The organism is Haliscomenobacter sp., from assembly GCF_033763495.1.
In the GTDB taxonomy this organism is placed as follows: domain Bacteria; phylum Bacteroidota; class Bacteroidia; order Chitinophagales; family Saprospiraceae; genus Haliscomenobacter.
Window position 1 is genome coordinate 11,815 of sequence record NZ_JANRKL010000038.1, and the last position, 26,278, is coordinate 38,092.

17 protein-coding genes are annotated in these 26,278 nt (G+C 46.9%); 14 read left to right on the top strand and 3 right to left on the bottom strand.

Features of this window, described 5'->3' with window-relative positions; translation table 11 throughout:
- Positions 1–7: 7 nt before the first annotated feature.
- The gene (locus tag SFV55_RS04745) at positions 8–1,921 is read left to right on the top strand and encodes a DUF5689 domain-containing protein (protein WP_320028319.1); all 1,914 of its coding nucleotides are present in this window, start codon (positions 8–10) and stop codon (positions 1,919–1,921) included.
- Positions 1,922–1,973: 52 nt separating this feature from the next.
- On the opposite strand, the gene SFV55_RS04750 is transcribed toward SFV55_RS04745, so the two are convergent.
- On the bottom strand, positions 1,974–2,645 hold the full coding sequence (locus SFV55_RS04750; RefSeq protein ID WP_320028320.1) for a hypothetical protein: 672 nt from the start codon (positions 2,643–2,645) through the stop codon (positions 1,974–1,976).
- A gap of 191 nt (positions 2,646–2,836) precedes the next feature.
- Positions 2,837–4,378, bottom strand: coding sequence for an acyl-CoA carboxylase subunit beta (locus SFV55_RS04755; RefSeq protein WP_320028321.1), 1,542 nt, complete (start codon positions 4,376–4,378; stop codon positions 2,837–2,839).
- Positions 4,379–4,753: 375 nt separating this feature from the next.
- On the opposite strand from SFV55_RS04755, the gene SFV55_RS04760 reads away from it, so the two are divergent.
- From SFV55_RS04760 to SFV55_RS04815, 12 genes are all read left to right on the top strand, one after another.
- A complete protein-coding gene (locus tag SFV55_RS04760) occupies positions 4,754–5,962 on the top strand; it encodes a pyridoxal phosphate-dependent aminotransferase (protein WP_320028322.1) in 1,209 nt (402 codons plus the stop codon).
- 142 nt (positions 5,963–6,104) lie between these two features.
- A complete protein-coding gene (locus SFV55_RS04765; protein WP_320028323.1) occupies positions 6,105–6,674 on the top strand; it encodes a DUF3575 domain-containing protein in 570 nt (189 codons plus the stop codon).
- A gap of 222 nt (positions 6,675–6,896) precedes the next feature.
- Complete coding sequence (locus tag SFV55_RS04770; RefSeq protein ID WP_320028324.1) at positions 6,897–8,468, top strand: S10 family serine carboxypeptidase-like protein; 1,572 nt, start codon at positions 6,897–6,899, stop codon at positions 8,466–8,468.
- A gap of 66 nt (positions 8,469–8,534) precedes the next feature.
- Positions 8,535–9,371, top strand: coding sequence for a LytTR family DNA-binding domain-containing protein (locus tag SFV55_RS04775; protein ID WP_320028325.1), 837 nt, complete (start codon positions 8,535–8,537; stop codon positions 9,369–9,371).
- A 121-nt stretch (positions 9,372–9,492) separates the two neighbouring features.
- The gene (locus tag SFV55_RS04780) at positions 9,493–10,287 is read left to right on the top strand and encodes a hypothetical protein (protein WP_320028326.1); all 795 of its coding nucleotides are present in this window, start codon (positions 9,493–9,495) and stop codon (positions 10,285–10,287) included.
- Between the two features lie 34 nt (positions 10,288–10,321).
- Positions 10,322–11,353, top strand: coding sequence for a S41 family peptidase (locus SFV55_RS04785; RefSeq protein WP_320028327.1), 1,032 nt, complete (start codon positions 10,322–10,324; stop codon positions 11,351–11,353).
- Between the two features lie 264 nt (positions 11,354–11,617).
- On the top strand, positions 11,618–12,394 hold the full coding sequence (locus tag SFV55_RS04790; RefSeq protein ID WP_320028328.1) for an MbnP family protein: 777 nt from the start codon (positions 11,618–11,620) through the stop codon (positions 12,392–12,394).
- 211 nt (positions 12,395–12,605) lie between these two features.
- Positions 12,606–13,625, top strand: coding sequence for a cytochrome-c peroxidase (locus SFV55_RS04795; protein WP_320028329.1), 1,020 nt, complete (start codon positions 12,606–12,608; stop codon positions 13,623–13,625).
- Between the two features lie 67 nt (positions 13,626–13,692).
- Positions 13,693–14,775, top strand: coding sequence for a cytochrome-c peroxidase (locus tag SFV55_RS04800; RefSeq protein WP_320028330.1), 1,083 nt, complete (start codon positions 13,693–13,695; stop codon positions 14,773–14,775).
- An 889-nt stretch (positions 14,776–15,664) separates the two neighbouring features.
- Entirely contained in the window at positions 15,665–22,111 is a 6,447-nt protein-coding gene (locus SFV55_RS04805; protein ID WP_320028331.1) for an SdrD B-like domain-containing protein, read from the top strand.
- A gap of 161 nt (positions 22,112–22,272) precedes the next feature.
- Complete coding sequence (locus tag SFV55_RS04810) at positions 22,273–23,310, top strand: histidine kinase (RefSeq protein WP_320028332.1); 1,038 nt, start codon at positions 22,273–22,275, stop codon at positions 23,308–23,310.
- The gene (locus SFV55_RS04815; RefSeq protein WP_320028333.1) at positions 23,307–24,011 is read left to right on the top strand and encodes a LytTR family DNA-binding domain-containing protein; all 705 of its coding nucleotides are present in this window, start codon (positions 23,307–23,309) and stop codon (positions 24,009–24,011) included. Before SFV55_RS04810 ends, SFV55_RS04815 begins: the two co-directional genes overlap by 4 nt.
- 18 nt (positions 24,012–24,029) lie before the next feature.
- Here SFV55_RS04815 and ung read toward each other — a convergent pair whose 3' ends face one another.
- Positions 24,030–24,701, bottom strand: a complete 672-nt coding sequence (ung, locus tag SFV55_RS04820; RefSeq protein WP_413776690.1) for a uracil-DNA glycosylase — start codon at positions 24,699–24,701, stop codon at positions 24,030–24,032.
- A 245-nt stretch (positions 24,702–24,946) separates the two neighbouring features.
- Here ung and SFV55_RS04825 point away from each other — a divergent pair, with 245 nt between their 5' ends.
- A complete protein-coding gene (locus SFV55_RS04825) occupies positions 24,947–26,269 on the top strand; it encodes a pitrilysin family protein (protein WP_320028335.1) in 1,323 nt (440 codons plus the stop codon).
- Positions 26,270–26,278: the final 9 nt, after the last annotated feature.

The window sequence follows — 26,278 nt, forward strand, 5'->3', positions numbered from 1 at the left end:
TTTAAACATGAAAAAGTTTTCATTCCTGATAGCCCTGACTGCCCTACTGGCCATTGGTATGGTGAGTTGTGTGGATCAAATGTTTGACGAGCCACCGGTTACGGATCTTCCCCAGTTGACAGGCAATACCACCATCGATGTGCTCAAGAAGAAACACGTCATTGGGGCTACAGCTTCCAAAATCACGGAAGACCTGATCATCGAAGGCATCGTGGTAGCCGACGACCGCTCGGGCAATTTTTTTGAAAACATCGTCATCCAGGACGCCACCGGCGGGATCAGTGTACGGATGAACGCCAGTGGTCTATACAATACCTTCCCGATTGGCACCAAAGTGGCAGTGCGCTGCAAAAACCTCTACATTGGTGATTACAATGGCGTACATCAGCTGAATGGTAGCGTAACCGATGCCATCGAAGAATTGTTGATCCCTCAACACGTTTTTGCAACGGCTAAAGACCAACCTATTACGCCCACCGTGGCGACCATCAACAGCCTGACTTCAGCTCAGATCAACACTTTGGTTAAATTGGAAAATGTTGAGTTTGCCTCAGCAGACACCAACCAAACCTGGGCAGACGCGGTGAAGTTGTTGTCCGTCAACCGCAACCTCCAGGATTGCAACGGCGGCACCATCATTGTGCGCAGTAGCGGCTATGCCGATTTTGCCAAGGATAAAACCCCCAGCAAAAAGGGTTCCCTGACGGCCATCTACACTGTATTTGGCAGCACCAAACAATTGGTCATCCGCGACGCAAGTGATGCCGCCATGACCGGAGTACGCTGCGCAGGTGCCGGGACAGGTGGGGGCGGCCAATTGATGAGTGTGGCCGATTTGCGGGCCCTACACAAAGGCACAACCCTAAGTATTCCAGCGGATAAAAAAATCAAGGGTGTCGTCATCTCTGACCGTGCTGCTGGCAATACGGACCCACGCAACGCTGTGATCCAGGACGGAGTGGCAGGAGTAGTGGTACGCTTCAAGAGCAACCACGAACTGAACCTTGGTCAGGAGGTGGAAGTAACCGTTTCAGGCCAGGAGCTTTCTGAATTCAACGGTTTGCTGCAAGTAAACAACATAGACAACAACCTCGCCAAAATCAATGGTGCAGGCCAATTGCCAACCCCACGGGTAGCTAGCGCCGCTCAAATCGTGGCCAACCTGAATGCCTGGGAATCTACCTTGGTGAAAGTGGTGAAAGGTAGTTTCAGCGCCAGTGGCACCTACAGCGGTTCCAAAACTTTGACCGACTCTACAGGTCAGGTAGTGGTATTTACCCGCAGCCAGGCTACTTTTTCGGGTTCGGCATTACCAGTAGGCAAAAACCTGGATTTGGTGGGCATTGTTTCCCAATTCAATACTGCTCAAATTACGCCCCGCAACCTGAATGACATCGTGGTGACTGGCGGCGGTGGTGGCACTAGCACCAACAACCTGCTGGACGAAAGTTTCAGCAGCGGCACCGTCAATCAGGCGGTGAAAGTTACGGGCTGGGTGAACAAGTCGGTAACAGGTACCCGTACCTGGTTGACCAAATCTTTTTCGGGCAACTTCTTTGCAGAGGCAACCGCTTTCCAAAGTACCGATACCGAAAATGAAATGTGGTTGATTACGCCCGGCATCAAGGCCGAAGAGGCAAAAACCTTGACTTTTGAAAGTGCCCAGGCTTTTTACAAGCACGATGGTCTGACCGTTTACATTTCCAACGACTTCGATGGCACCAACATCGACAAGGCGACCTGGAAAAAACTGACCTTCAAAATGCCTAGTGCAGCCGATGCAAACTACGATTGGGTGCAATCGGGGAATATCGACGTGAGTGGGTACAGTGGGACAATTTACATTGGCTTCCAGCACAAGGGGGACAAGACGACGAATACCACGACGTTTAGATTGGATAATGTGAAGGTGGTGAAGTGAGTGAAAAGTGAAAAGTGAAAAGTTGACCAGCTTTTCACTTTTCACTTTTCACTTACTCTACCCGCTTCTTCTTCGCCTCAATCTCCTGGATTTTCATCTGCTGCCGTTCCATTTCCTGGCGGCGATTGTTCTGATTGGCGTTGTTGATTTCCAGTTCTTTTTTCGCTTGATTGATGCGTTGTTCAGCGTCGGCGATTTCTTTTTTCAGGCGTTCTTCTTCTTTGATCAATTTGTCGAATTCTTTTTTCTGGTCTTTGAACACCAATTCTTCGGCCTCCTGCTCCAGTTCGATTTTACGCACGCGGGTACGGCGGCCAAACTCGCTCAACCACTGCTCAAAGGCATCAATTTTATCAGGGTGTTGGCGACGGGCCAAAAATGCGCCTCCCAAATCAACCCAAACTATGATTTCCGTTTGTTTGTTGCGCTCGGTAAAAGTGGCGTAAATATCCATTAAGTTGGTGCTAATGGCGGGTATGGAAGCGTCGTCGGCAACTACCTCATTGGTTTTGCGGTCTTTTTTGGTTTTAGCCTTGGAATCCTTCAAATAATCGATCCACAAACGCTCTGTTTCTTTGGCGTCCAAATCACTGACGTTCATGGCAAAACCAGGTTTGGAGCCCTGGCTCATGGTGCGTTCGTTTTCCTGAATGTTTTGGGCAAACAAGGTGGTCATGGGAAGTAAAAACAACAGCCAGATGCTGAAGTTAGATAACTTTTTCATAAGCTCTTTTTTAATTTAGACTTTAGAAATTGGGCATGGTCACTTACCCAATTGTTTTGTTGTGGGGCAAAAATAGGGAAATTAGAGATGAAAGATGAAAGATCAGAGATGAAAGATGCTGCCGCAGAGACTCAGACAAGGTCATTATCAAAAACGCTGCGGTAGCATCTTTCATCTCTTATCTTTCATCTCTATAAAGGAATGTTTCCATGTTTTTTCTTCGGCAAATGCGCCACCTTGTTTTCGATCGAAGCAAATGCCTTGATGAGTTTGCGGCGGGTCAGGCAGGGATCGATAACTTCGTCGATATAGCCGCGGGCTGCGGCCTGATATGGATGCGCAAAAGCCTCCTGGTATTCTTTTTCTTTTTGAAGGAGCATGGCCTCTGGGTCCTCCGCTTCCATGATTTCTTTGCGGAAGATGATTTCCGAGGCGCCTTTCGCTCCCATCACGGCAATTTCTGCTCCGGGCCAGGCGTAATTCAAATCAGCACCGATGTGTTTTGAGTTCATCACATCGTAAGCCCCGCCATAGGCTTTGCGTGTGATGACCGTAATCCGTGGCACGGTGGCCTCGCTGAATGCGTAGAGCAACTTGGCTCCATTGACTATGATCCCGTTCCACTCCTGGTCGGTTCCCGGCAAAAAGCCAGGTACGTCAACCAACACCAACAAGGGAATATTAAAGCTATCGCAAAAACGGACAAAACGTCCACCTTTGCGGGAGCTGTTCACATCCAATACCCCGGCCAGGCTAATCGGTTGATTGGCAATGATCCCGATGCTTCGCCCGGCCAAACGGGCAAAACCTACCACGATGTTTTCAGCAAAGGACTCCTGCACTTCCATAAATGAAGCCTCATCCACAATGCCATTGATGACATCGCGCATGTCGTAGGGTTGATTGGGGTTGTCGGGTACGATGTTGCGCAATTCTTCCCTCCATTCTTCACCCAATTCATAAGCCTTTAGCCCTGGTTTTTCTTCACAGTTTTGGGGCATGTAGCTGACCAGTTGGCGGATTTTTTGCAAACAATCAATGTCGTTCGCAGCAGTGAGATGGGTCACGCCAGATTTGCTAGAGTGGGCACTAGCCCCCCCAAGGTCTTCCGAACTTACGTCCTCGTTGGTGACCGTTTTTACTACGTTTGGCCCTGTTACAAACATGTAGGAGGTATCCTGCACCATAATGATAAAGTCGGTCATGGCAGGTGAATACACTGCGCCCCCAGCACACGGCCCCATGATGGCAGAAATTTGTGGCACTACCCCTGATGCCATTACATTCCGGTAAAAAATATCGGCGTAGCCCCCTAAAGAAGCCACCCCTTCCTGAATCCTGGCCCCACCAGAGTCGTTCAAACCAATCACCGGGGCGCCATTGCGCATGGCCAGATCCATAATTTTACAAATCTTCTCGGCATGTGCTTCTGAAAGAGAGCCTCCGAAGACGGTAAAATCCTGTGAAAAAACATACACCAAACGCCCATCAATGGTACCGTATCCCGTAATGACCCCATCGCCCAGGAAGTGTTGGGTTTCCATGCCAAAATCCCGACAACGGTGCTGGACCAGCATCCCCACCTCTTCAAACGAACCCGGATCAAGTAAAAAATGGACGCGTTCACGTGCGGTCAGTTTTCCTTTTTTATGTTGAGCATCAATCCGTTGCTGCCCACCGCCGAGCCGGGCCTCAGCGATTTTTTGTTCGAGTGTCAAAAGCTTGTCTTTCATTGGAACGATTTCTTCGAGGGGGAAAGATAGCAACTTTTTAGTGGCGAAAAAGGAAGCAATGGTCATTATTCGGGGCTGACATTTGTTGATTTTGCTCAATTCAGAGTCTCCATAGTAGTGGGCAAAAATAAATGTTCATTTTTCTTGAGCTAGATGATTAGATAAGCCACTTAAAATGAACCGTTTTATTATCTAATCCTCTAGCAAAATGAACACTTATTTTTTTATCGCCCTATAGCCAAATTTCTTTGGTTCTTTGCGACTTTGCACGTACTTTTGCTGTCGATTGTCCTGATCGCATTTTTGCCTAAGGTCATTTTTTGCCTAACCATTTACTGACAGCCTTAGGTTTTAATCATTAAAAAAACTCAAAACATGTCTGTTGCGACTACCTCTCGTCTGTCTCAGCGCGTACTGCAGATGGCAGAATCCGAGACGCTTAAAATGGCGGCAATGGCTCGGGAACTCAAAGCCCAGGGCCACAATGTGATCAACCTGAGTTTGGGGGAGCCGGATTTTGATACCCCCAGCCACATCAAGGAAGCAGCTAAAAAAGCGCTGGATGATGGCATTACCAAATACACGCCAGTAGCAGGGTTACAGGAGCTGCGGGAAGCCATCAAGGTGAAATTCAAACGCGACAACAACCTGGATTACAACCTCAACCAGATTGTGGTATCGAATGGTGCCAAACAATCTCTGGCCAATATTTTCCTTTCCATTCTGGATCCAGGTGATGAAGTGATCATCCTGGCTCCTTATTGGGTATCTTATTCGGCGATTGTAGAATTGGCCGAAGGCAAGTCGGTGATCCTCAAGTCGAGCTTTGAGCAAGATTACAAAGTACCCGCTTCCGAAATCGCCGCAGCCATCACCGAGCGCACCAAGGCCATTATCTTCTCCTCTCCATCCAACCCAACCGGGATGGTATACTCACACGAGGAATTGAAAGCCATTGCCGATGTGATCGCTCAACACGAAGACATCCTCATCGTTTCGGACGAGATTTACGAATTCATCAATTTTGGTGAAAAACACGTCAGTATTGGTGCTTTTGACAACGTAAAGAACCAAACAGTGACCGTCAATGGCTTTGCCAAAGGTTACGCCATGACAGGCTGGCGCCTGGGCTACATCGGTGCGCCCGCGTGGTTGGCCGACGCTTGTACCAAAATCCAGGGTCAGGTAACCTCCGGGGCCAACTCCTTTAGCCAAAAGGCAGCGGCCTATGCCCTGTTGGCGGATATGACACCGACCTATGAAATGCGGGAAGCATTCCTCAAACGCCGTGATCTGGTGATTGTTGGTTTGAGCAAAATCCCTGGGTTCAAGGTCAATCAGCCACAAGGAGCTTTTTACATCTTCCCCGACATCAGTGCTTACTTCGGCACCACTGATGGTGAAACAGCCATCAACGACGCCAACGACTTTTGTGACTACTTGATGATGAAGGCCCATGTTGCTACTGTTTCAGGCGTAGCATTTGGGGCCGACAACTGTTTCCGGATTTCTTATGCTGCTTCTGAGGCAGAGTTGAACGAAGCAATCAAACGCATCGCCGAAGCAGTTGGAAAATTGCGTTAAAAAGTTTTAAAATAAGTTAAAGTTCCTCTAAGAAGCTTGAATATAAAAGCAGATTAGAGGAACTTTACACCCGACATAAGAGTTATAACATTTATAATTCAAGCTCACAAAACACTTTTCTACACCTAATCAACTGTTAAACATGCAGAAGCAATTAATCCTTGCTGTAGTCATTTGTATGGCTGCAATCAGCTCTTCCTTTGCCCAAGTAGATGTAAAAGTTGGCCCACTGGGTCCATTGTTCGGAACACTGAATCTACGTAGCGAATTTGGCCTGGCCGACAATTTTGGGTTGGAAGCCATTGTAGGCGGGTCCTGGAACAAAATCAACTTTGATGAAGGTGATGACCTCAAAAACACCACCTTGCGTTTTGGTGTCAATGGTCGTTATTATTTCAATCCCAGCGAAATTGGCCTCAACAAGTTTTATACGGGCTTGTATACCCGCTATTCCTCCGGCAAAGCGCGCAGTACTGCCGAGGAGGCCGATGAGTACAACACCAATCGTTTTTCGGGAGGGTTCCTGGTAGGTTTTAAAACCTTCGCCCGCAACGAACGCCTCCACTTCGACTTCAACATTGGTTTTGGACGTGCTTTTGTGTACAACATCAAAGGTATTGGCAACGCAGAGCCCGTTAACCTGGATGATGTTCCCTTCTTGAATTGGGATATACCAACGACTTTGGTTATTGGGTATCGATTCGGGAAATAGTTTTGAGTAACGAATTTTTCGAATGATGAATGACGAATAATTGCCCGGAGTAGGGTGTTATTCGTCATTTGTCATTTATGGCATTCGCCATTCGTTTCATCTTTTCTGCCTTCCGTCTATTTCCTTCCTCCATCCTTCCGCGTTTTGTTTTTTTCCAATAATTTCAACGCAAGTGTAATACACGGGATTAGTATAAAACTTTCAACACCAACTCGATTTTCCATGAAAAAACAATGGCTCATTGTCGGCATAAGTATGCTGATGCTCCATTTGGTTAACGCCCAAAACAGACCAGGTAACAATCCAAACACCACTACTCCTCCCCTGCCGCCGCCAACAACCGGCGCAGCGCCGAAGGAGGACAAAATGACTTCCCCTACCCGCGTCCTCAACCCGGATCATTTTGTAGAAACCACCCGGGAAGTGACCATCAAAGGCCAGAGGGTGCCTTACCGGGCCCACGCGGGCACCATTCCAGTGTGGGATGAGGAAGGAAAAATTTTGGCAGGATTGTTTTACACCTATTACGAACGTACCGATGTCAAAGACCGCGCCAACCGCCCACTGGTGATTTCGTTCAACGGTGGCCCCGGCTCTGCTTCTGTATGGATGCACATTGCCTACACGGGGCCGCGCATCCTGCAAATCGACGATGAGGGTTATCCCACCATGCCCTACGGCATCAAGGACAACCCCTACTCCATCCTGGATGTGGCCGACATTGTGCACATTGATCCAGTGAATACGGGCTTTTCGCGCATTGTGGCCAAGGATGTGCCCCCGGCCAAGTTTTTTGGGGTAAACGCCGACATCAAGTACCTGGCGGAATGGCTCAACACCTTCGTCAGTCGTTACAACCGTTGGGCTTCGCCGAAGTACCTGATTGGCGAAAGTTACGGTACGACCCGGGTATCGGGCCTGGCACTGGAATTGCAAAACTCCCAATGGATGTACCTCAATGGGGTGATCCTGGTGTCGCCTACCGAACTGGGTATTCTGCGCGACGGTGCGGTTGATCAGGCGCTCCGTTTGCCCTTCTTTGCGGCTACCGCCTGGTACCACAAAGCCTTATCGGCTGATTTGCAGCAAAAAGACCTTACCGCCCTATTGCCTGAAGTTGAAGCCTTCACCATGAATGAGTTGCTGCCTGCTATTGCCCATGGGCACTCACTAGACGAGGCCCGGAAAAAAGCGGTGGTGGCCAAATTTGCCAAGTATTCCGGCCTTAAGGAAGATGTGATTCTCAAAGCCAATCTGGACATTACGGTGCAGTTCTTCTGGAAGGAACTCTTGCGCGACAAAGGTTATACTGTAGGCCGCCTGGATTCGCGGTACCTGGGAATCGATCGACAGGACATTGGGCTGGCACCCGATTACAGCGCGGAACTTACCTCCTGGCTGCATTCCTTCACGCCACCGATCAACATCTACCTGCGCGAAGAATTGAAGTACAAAACTGACCTGAAATACAACATGTTTGGCCCCGTCAACCCCTGGGACCGCAGCAACGACCGCACGGGTGAAAACCTGCGCCAGGCCATGGCCCAAAACCCTTACCTGCACTTGATGGTCCAATCGGGTTACTACGACGGCGCCTGCGACTACTTCAACGCCAAATACAACATGTGGCAAATGGACCCCAGCGGCAAACTGAAGGACCGCATGAGCTGGAAGGGTTACCGCAGCGGGCACATGATGTACCTGCGCAAGGAAGACCTGGAGACCAGCAATGAGGATATCCGGGAGTTCATCAAAAAGTCTTTGCCCAAGCCCGGGCAGCCAGCTAAGTATTGATGCCTGATTTGATTCAGGAGTTGATGTACATTTGTGCAGCAACTCCTGATTTAATATTAGTTTTCGATGCAAAAGATTACCTATCCCGACTTTTGGTTACGCCTCTTATTGATTCCTCTTTTTGGCATCATCTACCGCCATATGGGCGAGATGAACCCTTTGCTCAAACTTTTCCACGACCCCGCCTATTACATCGATTTACCGGTAGCTATTTTAACGCTGGCCGTTTTTTGGCAGCTCAATCGCGCATGGATTGTCTACCTCGACCGACATTATTCCTGGCTGAAACAACCCGGGCAACGAGCACTGATTCAGGCTGGAGCTGCTTTTTTAATCACCAGTCTTCCCGGCTTGCTCATTATTTTTGTGTACAATGAATATTTAATGAAATCTTTTCGGCCTGATTATGATGTTGGTTTTTTATTTGTTTTTGATCTGCCCGTTTTGCTGTTACTGACATCCATTCAACACTTGATTTATACCCTTTTATGGTTAGTCCATTATGTCCAAGTTCAGCCCACCCCGAACACGTCAACGCCTTTGCAAAACGTAGACATTTCACCTGCAAGAAAAACCCTGATGGTCAATCAATGCAAAAGCTGGGTACCCCTGAATGTGCAACAAGTGGCGTATATTTTTGTAAGTGGTGACAGTTGTTGGGTCAAAACGATCGAACAAAACACCTTTCGCATTGAAGGAAGCCTGGAACAATGGGCTACCGAGTTGCCCGTTACTGAATTCTTTCGCATCAATCGACAGTTTTTGGCCCATCGGCAAAGTATTCGGCGGGTACAACAAGAGGGGTCAGGGCGTTTGTTGCTGGACATTCATCCAGAATTTAGCGAGCAGGTCAGTGTAGCCCGGCGCAGGGTAGCCGAATTCAAAAATTGGCTGGAAAATTAAGCTACCGCTCAAGTAAAAAGTCTTTCCGTTCAGGTTTTGATTTCAACCGTTCAGCAAAAAGTGCCTGATTTTGCTGCCACTTCGTACTTTTTTTCGAAGTCTATATTGCAAAAAAGAAATCATGCGTACCTTTTTGCTCCTATTGTTGTGTCTGGTTTTGTGGAAACCCCTGCCAGCTCAATCTGAATTCAAAAACCAGGTTTCCTTGTACCTAGGGCTACAGCAACACCTGGTTGCCGACCGTCAAGCCAGTCCACTGCACTACCAGGGCATTCTGCCCGCTATTGGTCTGGATTTTTCCCACAAGCAGAAACGAGGATTGTTCCAAATCGAAGCTACTGTTGCCGGTGGCGCTTTCGATGCAAGTGCCTACTCAGGGCGTACCGTGGATTACGGTGAGGTGGAAGTCCACCTGGAGGGAAAAATCCTCAGAGGAGGAATTGCTTTTCGATATTTAAGAAGGGTACAAAAAAGTCATTCTTTGCGCACTTACCTCGGTCTGGGACTACAACAGCGCATTGATTACCCAGGGGCAGAGCCTTATGTAGGCCTGATCGCCTTAAGCAGCATTCCACTGGTGGCCAGAATAGAAAAAAATGGGCCGAGAAATCAGCTCCTCTACGCACAGTTGGGTTATGCATTGGGCGGAGTGTTCACCCGCTTACCCTGGTGGCACACCTCTATCGCTTTACCCGGAGAGTCCAGCCAATTCAATGCCTTTTACCGCAACAATACTCAATGGGTTTGGGGTACTCAATTGGCAGCATTGGACTTTAGGATGGGTTATCAACATCAATTGGGATTGCGGTGGCGCGTGGGGGCTCAATATGACATGAGTTTTCTGCAGCACTCAAAACCTCAGCAACTCCAAATCTTCAATCAACACCTGAAGCTCCAGTTTACCCGGCTTTTTTAATCACCCTATTCAACAATCGTTCAAGCAATTTTTCATGAAACAGTATTTTTTGCTCAGCTTTTTATTGGGAGCATTGTTTTTCCAGTCTTGCTCCTTTTTGGCCGAAGACCAGGCCAACGCCAATGCAATCGCCAACTTTGATGCCTTGTGGAAGGATTTTGACCAACACTATGGCACTTTTCAGGTCCGCAATTTGAATTGGGATTCCGTTTACCAGGTTTATCGCCCCAAACTCAGTACTGTCTCCGGTGATCCGGAATTGTACGCTGTTTTGTGCCAAATGCTCAATACCCTTGACGACAACCACGTAGTATTGGAACCTACGGATCATCGTTTTGCCCGACATACCTCCGAAGCTGACCCCATCCGCAGCCTTTCTCAAGATCAAATGAGCCTGGCAGTGATCAGAGATAAGTACCTCCTGGATTACACAGATGCAGCCCCGGAAATTAAATTTGGCCGCCTGCCCCATCAGCTTGGGTACCTGTACATTGATGGGTTTAACGCCAGTCTGGCGCATTATACGTTTGAGCTGGATCGAGCCTTGAAGGCTCTGGCCGATACGAAAGGGCTAGTATTGGATATCCGCAATCATTCGGGAGGATGGGACAACATCGGGCAATATGTAGCGGGGCGTTTTGCCCAAAAGCCCGCGTTGTACATGGTCGTAAAAAAGCGCAATGGCCCTCGGCATGACCAATTTACGGCACCGCAAGAATGGTGGGTGCAGCCTACTGGCAACTTCCAATACACGCAACCAATTGCTTTGCTGACTACAGATTTTACCTTTAGCGCTGCAGAAACCTTTACGATGGCGATGAAAAGGCTGCCGCAGGTGACGCAAATTGGCTTGCCCACCTCAGGCTCCTTTTCAGATCGCATCGTAAGGGAATTGCCCAATGGCTGGCGGTATTCCCTCAGCATTGGGGATTATCGGGATCATACCGGAAAAAACTGGGAGAGCAAGGGACTCCCACCAGATATCCATTTGCTGACGACCCGCAAAAAAGTTTTTGAAGAAAAAGTAGATGTAGTGCTGGAGAAGGCGATGGAGGTTTTGCAGTAACTACATCAACGATGTTGACTTGGGTGATGAGTAGATCGACCTGGGCTTGGAGCGGGGTAATGAAAATGAGAAAAATGAGGCGGCTGAAGGTTTTCATGGTGGGCAGGTTTTGAGTGTAAAATTATATCGGTACTTTTATTTTTGAGTAATTTCCTCACTCCCAACAAAAATCATTGTCCCTTCCCGACCAAATTCCCTATTTTATGGTTTAATACTTTGAGAAAACCTATTTTTGAACACATGTTTCAAAAAGCCATTAAAACCATGAATAAAATCAATCTATTGCTTTCGTTTTTGCTGGCTTTCAGCCTCTGGACTTGCGACAATGATGACGACAAAAACGATACAGGCGGGGAGTTGACCCTCAATTTTCGGGGTTTGTACGAGCAGGACAAGCTCAAAATGTTCAATGCCGATTATGCCTACGAAGACAACATGAAGTTGCGCCTGCAACTGTTCCAATTCTACATTTCGGATGTGGCCTTGTTAAAAACTGATGACCCTAAAGGCGATAGCCTCCAGCTCATCGACGTAGAGCTGGTGTCTTTCAAAAACATCCAATCCGACGATGCGGCGCAAAAAGGCATCAATTTTACCATCAAAAACATTCCTCCGGGTACCTACAAAGGCATCAAACTGGGTTTGGGCGTTTCTGCCGACCTGAATGCCGTTGGCCCGAGCAGCTATACCCCACCCCACCCGCTGGATGACAATTATTGGTCCTGGGCCAAGGGCTATGTGTTCACCAAAATTGAAGGCAATGCCGATTTGGACAACAGTGGGAAGTACGCCACCAAAATCACCTTCCACATCGGTGAGAATGAGTTTTTCCGCAAAAAGGTGTTTTTGAAAGACATTGTGATCAAGGACAAAAGCAGCAGCAATTTGGGCCTGGATGTTGACCTGCACCGGGTATTGGCTCAATCCAGCTCGAATTACCTGGATTTCCGCAAGGTCACGCAAGATCATACCGTGGATAAGACCATTGCCAAGTTTATTGCGGATAATTTGGGTGAGGCGTTGAAGGTGCATCAGGAGTAGGTTGAAAAGGATGGAGATGGTGAAGGTTTTAAGCCCCGCTAGGGGCGAAATATGGGTAGAAAACGATGGTTCTCGCGATATCCAAAGTCCCGTCAGGGATGTGATGTGGGTATTTCACCCCTCTAAATACCCACATCACGTCCCTACGGGACTCGGGAAAACTTCGGGATTATCGTTTTCTATCCATATTACGCCCCTAACGGGGCTCGCGTTGCTTGGCACAATCATCCTCTTCGCCTCATGCCACCCCCAATCCGACCTTCAGCAACTCCCCTATCAGCTTGAATACTTGGAAGCTGCACACCCGCTGAGTTTTTCACCCATGCGCATCCCCGCTGAAAATCCTTTGACCAAAGCCGGAGTCGCCCTGGGCCGCAAGTTGTTTTTCGACCCCATTTTATCCAAAGACAGTAGCATTGCTTGCAGTTCTTGTCACCAACCGGAACTGGCTTTTACCGATGGTAAAGCATTCAGCACAGGTGTTGAAGGGCGTATTGGCAGGCGCAGCGCCATGTCTTTACTCAATGTGGGCTTTTACGCCAAGGGGCTCTTCTGGGACGGGCGGGTAGCTACACTGGAGGAACAATCGTTACATCCGGTACGCGACACCCTGGAAATGCGCCATTCCTGGCCAGTGTTGTTGCAAAAGTTGCAAACTCATGCTGAATATCCAGGCTTGTTTAGGCGGGCATTTGGCATCAAAAACCGAAGGGAAATTGATAGCATATTGGTGGGTAAAGCTCTGGCCCAATACGAGCGCACCCTAATCAGTGCGAATACAAAATTTGACCGGGTAATGCGCGAAGAGATTCAGTTTACACCGCAGGAAAAACGGGGTTGGACCATTTTTTTCGATGCCTCTCCAGCCGTTCCCACTTCAGAGTGCAACCATTGCCACGTTGATCCTTTGTTCAGTACTTTAAACTTTGAAAACAATGGGCTGGTTGCAGCGTTATCTCTTGATGATTATCAGGACAAAGGGCGGGGTGCCGTCACAGGCAATCGCAACGACAATGGCCTGTTTCGGGTACCCACTTTGCGCAACCTGAAATACACCGCTCCCTACATGCACGATGGGCGTTTTAAAACCCTGGATGAGGTGCTGGATCATTACGCCAGTGGTGGGCATCCGGGACTCAATGTAAGTCCGAATGTGCGCAAGCTGAGGCTAAGTAAACAAGATCGGGCTGATCTTATTGCTTTTTTAAACACGTTGAATGATGAAAAGTAATTTGGGACATACCAATATATTATTAAGGGGTTGTTCAGGCAACTCTACGTGGTTAATCCTATGCCTATTGGCATTAGCACTCTGGTCCTGCAATCCTGACGAGAAAAAAGAAGAGCCCAAACCCGATACCGACCTCATTACGGGTACATATGCCCCGGAAAATTATGCCTTGAACATTCCAAAATGGATGCCACCCATTCCCCCAACGCCCAACAATCCCTTGACCAAGGCGGGTGTTGCATTGGGTCGTATGTTGTTCTACGATCCCATTTTATCTCGTGACAGTAGCCAATCCTGTGCTTCCTGCCATCAACAAGCCAAGGGCTTTACCGATGGCATGGCCACCAGTCCAGGCATCCGCGGCCAAAACGGGCCCCGCAGCGCTATGCCTCTTGTAAATCTGGCATACAACACCCGGGGCTTTTTCTGGGACGGCCGTTCGGTTGACCTCGAAGGCCAGGCCCTACTACCCATTGAAGACCACCTAGAGATGGACGACACCTGGGACAATGTGGAGCGCAAACTGCGTCGCCATAAAGATTACCCTGGCCAATTTAGGCAGGCTTTTGGCATCAGCCGTAAAACGGAACTGACGCGCGACCTCGTGGTGAAGGCCCTCAGCCAGTTTGAGCGGACCCTTATCAGCGCTTATTCGCGCTACGATCGATTGATTTGGGCCAAGGAAGATTTCCCTACCGATGAGGAGCAAAGAGGCCTGGAACTCTTTTTCATCGAATATGCCGGAGCTGTGGCTCACCCTGGGTGCTCTCATTGTCACTTCAATCCTCTCTTTACCGACAACAACTACCACAACAATGGCCTTGACAATGTGCCCAACCTGAGCGCATTTAAAGACCTGGGCCGAGGTAAAGTGACAGGAATACAAAGTGATAATGGCCGTTTCCGTACTCCCTCCTTGCGCAATGTGGCGCTTTCGGCACCCTACATGCACGATGGGCGTTTCAAAACCCTTGAAGAAGTGCTGGAAAATTACAGCAGGGGAGGCCATGGTGTAGCCAACGAGGATGCCAACATCACTGGTTTCCCCCTTTCTGAGCAGGATAAATCTGATTTGATTGCCTTTCTAAAAATGCTGACGGATACTTCTTTTGTGAACAATCCGGCTTTTTCGAACCCTTTTAAGCGGTAAAAAAGATTTTTTTTGATTTTTTTTCTCAGGAAAATGAATTCATTTTAGTCGATTTTTTTCACAAAAAAACTACAAATTGCCTATCATAAGGATTCTATTAACGGTTTTCAGATCTTATTTTTTTCACAATACGTAAATTTTGTCCTTGTACACCCCTATTCTTTGCCTCATATTTGTATTGTCAAACGAACGTAGCCGATGAATGAATCGGGTACAAATTTTGGATATGCATTATGGGATCTTTGTTTGCGAAAATAGTAAGTCAGGTTTAGGGATAAAGTCTGACTTACTATTGCAAACCTTTCCCCTCCAAACGCGAAGTGATCTTCACTCAAAATATACCCGCAAGGGAAAAAATTAGTTTTTAAAGTTCATGGGATTATATGCAGTAAGTCGCGCTCATTCAGCGCGACTTATTTTTTTTTAGGCCTGTTCCTAAAACCAATAGCAAAACTAAGCTGTTCTTTCAGTATTCAAACCCTAAGTTCAGGTCTTTTTACAATAACAAGCCTTAAGAATGTTTTAAGGTTTTGTAAAATAAAATTAAAAAATCTTGGTTATATAGGCTAGAATATTAAGCGCAAAGCTTAAATTCGCCTTTTTTAGAGAGGTATATTCATGGGATTATAATTTGTTAGTAGTTGGTCGTACTGCGAGTGAGTAGTGCGACTTTTTTTTGTCCTTAACATTAAAAAAAAAATGCATTATCTTTCACAAAGCTTTGTCCTTCTCAAAAAATAGTTGTTACTTTGCAATACATAAAGCCATAGTTACATTTTTCTTTTTCCCCATCTGTTAGTAATCCAACCCATTTTTCAGTCTTTTACATTGGCCTAGCTGTTTGAAACAGCTAAGGGTTTCATTTTTCATACAAACAAATTTTAATCCAATGTTCAAAAGACCAAGCGCTATTTTATCCCAAACGTATGGCGTGCCGATTAAACTACTCTTGTTAGGGCTTACCCTGCTGACCAGTAGTTGGAACACTGAGATACTGGCACAAATTTCTCTAAGCTTCGACATTACTCACCCAAGCTGTGCTGGATTAAATGTAGGAAGCAAAATAATATGTTCGCCGAGCGGCGGTACCGCTCCCTATACTTTCGCCTGGAGCACCGGAGCTAACACTGGGGAAGTCAACAACCTGGCAGCAGGGTCTTACACTGTAACTGTTACGGATGCAGCAAGCCGAACCGCTACAGGTACTGCTACGCTCACCGATCCACCCCGCATCAACGTGGCCTTTGAGTCACAAAGTTGCACTTCTCCGGCCACCATTAAAGCGACAGGGAGCGGCGGATTTCCACCTTATACTTATACCTGGGACGGAATGGTTCCTGGACAAACCTATACGGCAACCCAACCGGGCAAGTACTGTGTTACGGTAACGGATACCAAACTGTGTGGCAAAATTGCCTGTTTTACCGTGTCCATCAATCCGATGGTTCTGGATGTCAGATCTACAGCGATTACCTGTCCTGGGGTAAACAATGGCTCGGCCAATGTCACCGTAAGTGGAGGTACTGCGCCTTATGAATACAAATGGAGCAATGGAGCCACCACCTCAGCCATCAATAATCTGCAGCCCGGTGCTTATTCCGTTACAGTTATCGATGCTGGCGGCTGTTCGGGTACCGCAACAACCACAGTCGGCAATAAAAACCCAATTCAAATTGTGTTGGATCCAAGTAACCCGATTTGTTCGGGCGACCTAAATGGTTCCATCTCTGCAAGTGCAAGTGGTGGCAACGGAGGTTTCATCTACCGCTGGAGCACCGGAGCTACAACCAATACCATTGCAGGTTTGAGCGCAGGTGTCTACAGCATTACCGTTACCGATTCTCGAGGTTGCCCTGCTACGGCCATCGATACCCTGGTGCCTGGTTCCAATTTGACAGCAAAACCAATTGGCGTTCCTGTTTCTTGTCCAGGTAACATTGATGGTTTTGCTTTGGTTGAAGTCAGTGGGGGTGTATTGCCTTACGCCTTCAATTGGGCCAACGGCGGAACAAACAATACCATCAGCAAATTGGCACCTGGCACTTACAGGGTAACCGTAAGTGATGCCAAGGGGTGTACCAAGATTGTAGATGTAGAGGTAAAATCTCCACCACCGATTGAAATTACGCTAAGTTCGACCAACAACAATACTTGTGGAGCAACCAAAGGCACAGCTAAGGTAAAAGCCACTGGTGGGGTTGGACCATTCACTTATTTATGGAACAACGGAGCTACTACCGATTCGATTTCAAACCTGGCCAGTGGTACTTATCGGGTAACAGTGACCGATGCAAAAGGTTGCCAGAAATTTGGCGCCACCACGATTACCGAGCCCCCCAGCATGGAGTTGACGCTGGATGTAAAACAAATTGACTGTACGGGACAAAACAATGGCCGCATCAGCGCTCTGGTGAGTGGAGGCACCGCACCTTTTGTTTATGCTTGGAGCAATAAAAAAGCCACCCAAACTATTGACACCCTGGCACCTGGCACTTATGGGGTAATTGTGCGCGATGCAAAAGCCTGTGTAGTACAAGGCTCTGCTACCCTGCTTGATCCACCGGCCTTGATTGTGAATCTCAAGGTCACCGATTTCTTGTGTGGCAATAGCAACGCTGGTACCGGGCAAATCACGGTAAGTGGAGGAACAGCTCCTTATAAATACCGTTGGAGCAATGGGGCAACTACCTCCAGTGTACAAAACATTCCCTCCGGGATCTATAGCATTACAGTTACCGATGCTAGAAACTGCATCAAAACAGCCATTGACACCATACTCATCAGTTCAGGCCCAAAAATAACCGCGATCAAATCCGATGTAAATTGTTTTGGTGAAAACAATGGTCGTATTGCTGTGAATGCAAGTGGGGGCAATGGCACACTTAGCTACAAATGGAGCAATGGCAGTAGTGAAAGTACCATCAATAATCTTCCACCGGGAATTTACCGCATCACTGTAACGGACCAGAGTTTATGCAGTAAGGACACTAGTTTTGTTATCACCCAACCTAATGCTTTGATCGTCACGATGAGTGGTAATGCGTTATTGTGTGGAGCACTACAATCCGGGTCTGCACGCGCTACTGTATCTGGAGGCACAACTCCTTACACTTATCAATGGAGTAATGGTGCCTCTACTTCCGCCATCAATCAATTGAATGGTGGTTCATTTAAGGTTACCGTTACTGATGCTCGGGAATGCCAGGTTATTGACTCTTTCCGGGTTCTGGATCCCGGGATACTTTTGTGCCAGATTACAGTCACCAAAGTGGTTTCCGCACCTGGAGCAAGTGATGGAGAGGCGGAAGTAAGCGCAAGCAACGGCACAGCCCCATACAAATACTTGTGGAGCAATGGGTCTACCACCAGAGCAGTACAAAATCTGAGTGGAGGCACTTATTCCGTCACCATAACTGATGCATTGGGTTGCACAACTTCCTGCACCATATCACTTATCCCGAACAAAGCAGTGATTGGCGACATGGTGTGGTTTGACAAAGACGAAGACGGAATCATGGACGCAGGTGAAGCGGGTGTTCCGGGGATCAAAGTCATCCTCAATCGCCTTGATGCGGGCAATACGTCCATGGAAATGACTACAACCGGTGCCAATGGAAAGTATCTCTTTACTGTTGACCCAGGTTGTTACAAAGTTACTTTTGCACTTCCAGATACACTGCGGCCCACTCAGGCCAACCAGGGGACCAATGATGCTCTTGACAGCGATGCAGACCCTATCACTTACATGACTACTAATTTCTGCGTTGAACCCGGTAGCACCAACCTAGATTGGGATGCAGGGGTAACCCTTAGTCCAAAAGGCAACACTCTTGGAAGCTGTGTTTGTCTCAACAACGCTACGGATGCCAAAACCGGGCATTTCCGTGAAAACATTACTATTGATGCCTTGCCTGGTGAAACCTGGCGCATTGTCAGTGCAAGCGGGGTCTTCCGGGACGACAGCCCTAACCCTCCGGCTGCTCCATTGCCTATTTCCGTAGGTTTTACACTTCCGAGCACCAGTCCGGGCATATTTAGCCTGGCTTTCCGGCACATTGACGCAATAGGCTATACCATGCGTATAACCAATGGAGTAGACACCATGATTTTTCAGAATACTTGTGCCTACCCTACCCTATCTATCAACAACTTTAAGGACACCCTTTGTGTAAATGCAGCACCAGTGATCTTGCAGGCAAGTAGTTCAATTCCTGGCGAAATATCTTTTACCCTTAACGGACAACCTGTAAGTCGAATCGACCCAAGTACTTTGGCACCAGGCACTTATGTACTTATTGCACGTTTATCGCCAAGCAACTTCAATGAGTGTGAAGCAGTTTTGCGCCGTTTGTTGGTCATCACCCGCCAAAACTGCCCAGCAAGCCTTGGTGACTACGTGTGGCATGATCTGGATCGGGATGGCATTCAGGAGCCTGGTGAACCTGGCCTACCAGGGATTACTGTAAAATTGCTCAATCCAGCAGGTACTGTCCTTGCTACAGATGTTACCGATGCCAACGGTCTGTATGGATTCGATAATCTAGTCGCTGGTAATTATGTGATCATGGTGAATGTTCCTGCGGATTGCCAAATTACCACCCCAAATGCTGGTAGTGATGACAGCAAAGACAGTGATATCAATAGTAATGGAATGACCGGGGTAATTACCCTGGCTTCTGGTGAAAACAACCCAACCATTGATGCCGGAATTTTTAAATTCGGCGCTTTGGGCGATTATGTCTGGTACGATTTGAACCAAAATGGTATTCAGGATCAGCGCATTGATGCCAACAACGGCAATCCGATTGTATTGGGGCCTGAGTTGCCAGTAGCAGGAGTCAAGATAGAATTGTATAAAATTGAGGGTTCACCCACTGGTACCCCAAATGAAAACGGTACACTGATAGGTGTCCAGACCACGGATGCAAATGGTAAATACCTGTTTACTCAACTCGTTCCGGGTAATTATTACATCAAGTTTGACAATACGACCTATCCAGATACAGGCTATGTCATCACCACAGTTCGGGCAGGTACCAACACCAATGTGGATAGTGACATCAATCGGGGTACTTATCGCTCCGAAACGATATTTTTGGAATCAGGAGAAATAGACCTTAGCATTGACATGGGGATTTTCAGAAGCCCAGTTCCTGAAATTTCAGACCCCTGCGGCTGTGATGAAAGGATTATTTACATTCCTAAGGACCCAAATAATACCAATTACATTTATACGGAAAGGGTACAGATTAAAGCCACCCCAGGAGGTGTGTGGCGCGTAATAAACAAAAGCGCCAGTTCTAACGCAATGACTTTTGGATTGCTGAGAGACGGACCAAGTGTGGACTACTCTCCAGAACCTTACAACGCCATTGGGACTCCATTTACTGAGGTGTCTCCAGGAGTTTATGAGTACAAATTCTTTCACCAGGAACCAAGAGGTTATGGTTTGGTTGCAACCGATGGCACCAGTTCATTGAATTCAGGCAGGCCGATTGATTTAGGTATAAGTGCAGCTTGTACCAATGTATTAGAGCTCTATGATGGCCGTCTGGATACAGTTTGTGCCTTTGGCGATCCAATCGATTTGAAAAAGTTGTTCCCCGGATTTGGAGAATCTCAATACCATTTCCTTCAGAATAAGCCCTTTGTACTTGCTCCCAATGTTGATGAGTCCATTTTCATTGAGGCCGCAAAGCGGAACCCAATTACTACCCTTAATCCGACCGATTACCCACCAGGTAGTACTGTGGCATTGTACATCAGATGGGTTCCCGAAGGGTACGACACAATAAAAGGCGCATGCCCTAAAACGGTAGTATTGAACGTCCTGCTCAACAACACTGATTCTACCTGTGTAGCTGGTTTGGGAGACTATGTATGGGCAGACTATGATAACGATGGCGTCCAGGAAAGTGGGGAACCTGGCATTGGAGGTGTAACCGTGAAGCTGCTGGACGCCAATGGGAAAACCGTAGCAACAGACACTACCGACAGCAAAGGACTTTATGGATTCGGTGGTTTGAAACCTGGTACTTACTCGGTAATGGTAAACGTTCCCAGCGGATACACCGTAAGCCCTGCAAATCAAGGTGGGGACGATGCTAAAGATTCGGACATCAATGCAAACGGTATGACCCAGCAAGTTGTGCTGAAATCAGGGGAATACAATCTTACGCTTGACGCAGGATTGTACAAACCCTGTATCAATCTAACTGATGCAGGATTGATCGGATACAATCAAAGGCTTTGCGCGCCTGGGACGGATCCTGCCAAATTGGTGAATATTGTTTCACCAAGCGGCGCTCCTGGCCCAGTTGAATACCTGTGGATGAAATCTGTCAGTAGTTCCCGTTTTGACATGGCGTTTTTTGAACCCATCCCTAATTCCGATGCTCCAGAATACGACCCAGGGCCACTACAACAGACTACCTATTTTGCTCGTTGTGTACGGATTAAGGATGCCAATTGCCCATTTATTGAAAACAACGTAGTAACCATTGAGGTTGGTAATGATGTCAAAATTGACTGGAAAAGCCCAACTGGTTTTTGTGCAAAAGACAGAGCCGTTTTACAAGTTGAAACAGGTACCCAGAACGCTGGAGTACGCTGGGATTTTGAATCGGGGGTCAATCCAAGGGTTGCTTATGGTAAGGTAGCTACGGTGAATTTTGAATATGCTGGCCGCTTTGGAGTCACAGTTACCGTTTCCGAAAACAACTGCGTGGGTAGTTTCTCTACTGCGCTGTCCGTCAGTGACAACCCAACCCTTTGTGGTGGTGGTGTCAACAGTTTCGGCCTCGATGCGGTGCCGATGAACGATCAAACCATCCGGCTCAACTGGGCAGTACGCAATGATGGATACACTTATACCTTTGATGTACAACGTTCAAAAGATGCGGTGCTTTTTGACAAAATTGGCACTGTAAAAGAACCCGTCCGCATCAAGGATGGCAATCAGGAATACGAATACATCGACTACGAGGCCAAACGAGGCATCAATGTTTATAGGGTCCGGATGATCAACAATGCTTCGGGTAAAGATGCTTTCTCCAAACTGGCTAACACTAAGGTAGGAGTAGGAGCCGACGAATTGTTCAGTGTTTATCCCAACCCCGTTACCGACCGCCTCGTGATCCAATTCCTGCAACAACCCAACAGTGCAATTACCCTGGAACTGTTCAACGCCGACGGCCGCTTGCGAAACAGCAAGAAGGTGGAAGCGGGCGCAATTCTGGACGGATTGGATTTGGATGGGCTACCTGCTGGTTTCTACGTTCTCAAATTGAACCTGGGAGAACTGGGAACAGAGGTGGTGAAGATTGTGAAGAAATAAAAGAGTGAAAAGATGAAAGATGAAAGATGAAAGATTCGCGTTACCGCTTTCATCTTTCATCTTTCTGCTTCCTGCTTTTCGTTTAAAAATTCCTACCATTCATTGAAAGTATACCCTGAAAAATCAGCCGTTGTGTAGCTTTGAGGTAACACATTCAAGCTATGACACTGAGTAAGCATTTTTTGAACAATTACCGCCTAAAAGCAGCTTTTCACATTGGCGTCTGGCTGGTGTTGATTGTAGTATATGCCTGGTTGTTCATGCCTTTGTACGGCAATCTGGGGATAAGTTTTTTAAGGGGCCTGGGTAATTTGTTGCCCATGGCGTTGCTGTTTTATGCCAACCTTTGGTTGGTTGAGCGCTATTTTGAAAAAAACCATTATGTACAGTTTCTCCTGTGGGCTACGCTGCTCATGCTTGGCATTGCGGCAATCCGCATCAACTTGAATGATTTATTTCCTCCCATCCTGCCTAGTACAGTCATTTTATCAGGAGGAAACAAGTGGTGGGCTGGCGCTATTTTAACCAATATCCTGACGCTTTTGGTCAGTACCTTTTACCAAATCCTGGAGATCCGTTTTCGGCACGAGCAACAAAACCTGGCCATCATCAGCAAACAAAATGAGGCTCAATTGCAGTTTTTACGCGCCCAAATCAACCCGCATTTTTTGTTCAACACCTTGAATAATATTTATTCTCTGGCAGTAGTTCGTTCGCCACAAACAGCGGATATGGTCATGCAGCTTTCCAAGCTCTTACGGTATGTCGTATACGATTCCAAAGCCGAACAAATCCCACTGGAAACTGAAATATCCCACATAGAGCAATATTTGCAGCTGTTTCGCATGCGCAGTGAGGAAGAACTCGACATTACATTTGTGGTGAATGGCAACATTGAAGGAGCTCGCCTCGAGCCCATGCTACTGATTCCACTGGTTGAAAACTGTTGTAAACATGCTGATTTTGACCTGAATGAAAATGCTTATATTCAGATTGAATTGAGTGTCGAAAAAGGATGGTTGCAATTTAAAACCCGGAACAGCAAAGATGATGTACAGAATATACAAAAGGACAAAATTGGAGGGGTTGGTCTGGATAATCTGCGCCAACGCCTGGAACTATTGTACCCGGGTGTGCATCAGTTTGAAGTACAAGACCTGGAAGATCACTTTTCAGTAAATTTAAACTTGAAATTATGATCCGCACCTTTCTCGTTGACGACGAATACCTTGCACTTAATTTGCTGGAAACTTATGCCCAGCAGGTGCCCGATTTGGAAATAATTGGCAAAGAAAAATTGCCCATGAAAGCCCTGGAATGTTTGCAGCAAAGCCAGGTTGATTTGTTGTTTCTCGACATTCAAATGCCAGTCCTGAGTGGGAACAATTTGCTTAAAACCTTACAAAATCCACCTTTAGTCGTTTTCACCACTGCTTATACAGAATACGCCATCGAAGCATATGAGCTCAATGTAGTAGACTACTTGCTCAAACCTTTTCCCTTTGAGCGTTTTTTACAGGCGGTACAAAAAGCCAAACAACTTCTCAACGCCAGACTGGCAGGGAATTCTGCAATAAGCACTACTACTCCTGATTTTTTATCCCTGAAAGTGGATGGTAAACTGGTTAAAGTGTTTGTAGATGACATCCTCTACGTCGAAGGACTTAAAGAATACGTCCGCTTTGTCTGCACTGGCAACCGCAAGTACATCACCCTCGAAAGTTTGCGCAACCTGGAGGAACAACTACCCAGTCAACTTTTTAGTCGGGTACACAAATCCTACATTGTCGCCAAAACCAAGGTTAGTGCCCTGGATGGGAACATGTTGGAGATTGGGGCGGTAAAAATCCCGATCAGCAGAGGAAAGCGGGATGAGGTGGTAGCGGAAATCTTTAAATGAGTTTCAAAACTCCATTCTTTACACCTTCCAATCTATCTCACCCATTCCATGCTCTTTCAGGTAAGCATTGGCCTTGGAAAAATGTTTGCAGTTAAAAAATGCACCACCTGCGAGCGGTGAAGGGTGAGCCGCCTCCAGAATCAGGTGTTTATTCCCATCGATTAATTCGGCCTTTTTCCGGGCAGGATTACCCCACAGCATGAATACCAAATGTTCCCGCTTCTCGGAAAGGGTTTGGATGACGGCATCTGTAAAAAAATGCCAGCCAGCTTTTTGATGCGATCCCGCCTGCTTTTGCTCCACGGTTAGCATGGTATTGAGTAAAAACACCCCTTGCCGGGCCCAATTGCTCAAGTCGCCGTGCTCCGCTTTGGGGATTTGTAAATCGGTGAAAAGCTCTTGATAGATATTTTTGAGGGAGGGAGGCACTTTGACCCCCTTGGGTACCGAAAAGGACAAGCCCATGGCTTCACCAGGGTTGTGGTAAGGATCCTGGCCTAAAATCACCACTTTTACCCCATCAATAGGCGTGCATTCAAATGCATTAAAGATGAGCGGTCCCGGTGGAAAAATGACTTTCCCGGCGGCTTTTTCTTTTTTCAAAAAATCAATCAAAATCTGAAAATAAGGCTTTTCAAATTCTTCCGCCAAGGCGGCTTTCCAGGAGGCTTCAATTTTTACGTCTGGCATGGGTGTATGGGTATTGGATAGGCAAGGGTACGGAAAAAAGTTGAGAAATTGAACAATCGACGCTTCGACTACGCTCAGCGACCGATTGATCAACTTCCCAACTTTTTTCATTGGTCGATATTTTTCCAATTTTTCATCCAAGAATTTAAAAGAACAGCGTTCTAATGCCAACTTTTAAATCTGGATTTGTCTTTATAGATAAACCAGATACCTTATTTCATTTCTCCATTAAACCAATCAGCCCTATGCGCATTTCGTATTCCCTGCTGTTGTGTCTGCTGAGTTTGCCTTTTTGGGCCAATGCTCAGTTGAACCCTGTAAAATTTGAACGCTATACCTTGAGCAACGGCCTCAAGGTAATTTTACACGAAGATCATTCTACCCCAATTGTGGTGGTGTCGGTGATGTACCACGTTGGTTCCAAGAACGAAAACCCAGAACGCACGGGTTTTGCTCATTTTTTTGAGCACTTGTTGTTTGAAGGTTCTGAAAATGTTGGTCGGGGTGAGTTTGACAAGTACATGTCGGGAGCTGGTGCATACAATAACGCCAACACCTCCCAGGACCGCACCTATTATTACGAAATTTTGCCTTCGAATCAAGTACCTTTGGCCTTATGGTTGGAGTCTGAACGGATGCTTCATGCAAAAGTAGAAACCAAAGGTGTCGAGACCCAACGACAGGTAGTCAAAGAGGAAAGACGACAGCGCATTGACAATCAGCCCTATGGCCGCTTTCAGGAGGAAATGGCTACCCGTTTATTCAAAGTGCATCCATATCGCTGGACGACCATTGGCTCAATGGAACATCTAGACCGGGCTACAGAAGCAGATTACGTAAATTTCTACAAAGACTTTTATGTTCCGAACAACTCAGTATTGACAATTGCTGGAGATTTCAGCCCAGCAGCAATAAAACCGATGATTCAAAAATATTTTGGTACGATTCCTCAAAGTATCAAGCCTGTTTATCGCCCAACTGTTGTAGAACCACCATTAGGAAATGAGATTCGTGATACCGTTTATGATCGGGTGCAATTGCCAGGTATTCTGATGGCTTATCGCATCCCAGCTCAAAACGATCCCGATTATTATGCTTTGGATATGCTCAATCGGCTGCTTTCTGGAGGTCAAAGCTCACGTATTTACAAGTCCGTAGTTGATGAACAAGAACTGGCGGTGAGTGCAGGTTCTTTTTCCTTTTCCTTGGAGCATCCTGGGGCAACAATCATTTATGGGATTGCCAACCTTGGAATTGAAACCAGCAAGGTGGAGGCTGCTTTGAATGCGGAAATAGAAAAAGTTAAAAATGAACTAGTCCCTGAACTTGAATTCCAAAAACTTCGCAATCAATTAGAAGTTGACTTGGTTGACCAAAACAGTACCCTGGAAGGTATAGCTGAAAATCTTTGCACTTTTGAAATCATGTATGGTGATGCTAATCTCATCAATACGGACATCAATCGTTACCTCAAAGTAACCCGGCAAGACCTGCAACGAGTAGCCCAAAAGTACTTAAACAACAACAACCGGGTTGTATTGTACTGGTTACCTGAGCAAAAACAATAATTGGATAAC

What these genes read in the sequence shown, in the direction of transcription:
- SFV55_RS04810 (WP_320028332.1), top strand. Translation starts at nt 22,273, where the DNA reads ATGACACTGAGTAAGCATTTTTTGAACAATTACCGCCTAAAAGCAGCT.
- SFV55_RS04745 (WP_320028319.1), top strand. Translation starts at nt 8, where the DNA reads ATGAAAAAGTTTTCATTCCTGATAGCCCTGACTGCCCTACTGGCCATT.
- SFV55_RS04780 (WP_320028326.1), top strand. Translation starts at nt 9,493, where the DNA reads ATGCGTACCTTTTTGCTCCTATTGTTGTGTCTGGTTTTGTGGAAACCC.
- SFV55_RS04770 (WP_320028324.1), top strand. Translation starts at nt 6,897, where the DNA reads ATGAAAAAACAATGGCTCATTGTCGGCATAAGTATGCTGATGCTCCAT.
- SFV55_RS04805 (WP_320028331.1), top strand. Translation starts at nt 15,665, where the DNA reads ATGTTCAAAAGACCAAGCGCTATTTTATCCCAAACGTATGGCGTGCCG.
- SFV55_RS04760 (WP_320028322.1), top strand. Translation starts at nt 4,754, where the DNA reads ATGTCTGTTGCGACTACCTCTCGTCTGTCTCAGCGCGTACTGCAGATG.
- SFV55_RS04775 (WP_320028325.1), top strand. Translation starts at nt 8,535, where the DNA reads ATGCAAAAGATTACCTATCCCGACTTTTGGTTACGCCTCTTATTGATT.
- SFV55_RS04750 (WP_320028320.1), bottom strand. Translation starts at nt 2,645, where the DNA reads ATGAAAAAGTTATCTAACTTCAGCATCTGGCTGTTGTTTTTACTTCCC.
- ung (WP_413776690.1), bottom strand. Translation starts at nt 24,701, where the DNA reads ATGCCAGACGTAAAAATTGAAGCCTCCTGGAAAGCCGCCTTGGCGGAA.
- SFV55_RS04765 (WP_320028323.1), top strand. Translation starts at nt 6,105, where the DNA reads ATGCAGAAGCAATTAATCCTTGCTGTAGTCATTTGTATGGCTGCAATC.
- SFV55_RS04825 (WP_320028335.1), top strand. Translation starts at nt 24,947, where the DNA reads ATGCGCATTTCGTATTCCCTGCTGTTGTGTCTGCTGAGTTTGCCTTTT.
- SFV55_RS04755 (WP_320028321.1), bottom strand. Translation starts at nt 4,378, where the DNA reads ATGAAAGACAAGCTTTTGACACTCGAACAAAAAATCGCTGAGGCCCGG.
- SFV55_RS04790 (WP_320028328.1), top strand. Translation starts at nt 11,618, where the DNA reads ATGAATAAAATCAATCTATTGCTTTCGTTTTTGCTGGCTTTCAGCCTC.
- SFV55_RS04785 (WP_320028327.1), top strand. Translation starts at nt 10,322, where the DNA reads ATGAAACAGTATTTTTTGCTCAGCTTTTTATTGGGAGCATTGTTTTTC.
- SFV55_RS04815 (WP_320028333.1), top strand. Translation starts at nt 23,307, where the DNA reads ATGATCCGCACCTTTCTCGTTGACGACGAATACCTTGCACTTAATTTG.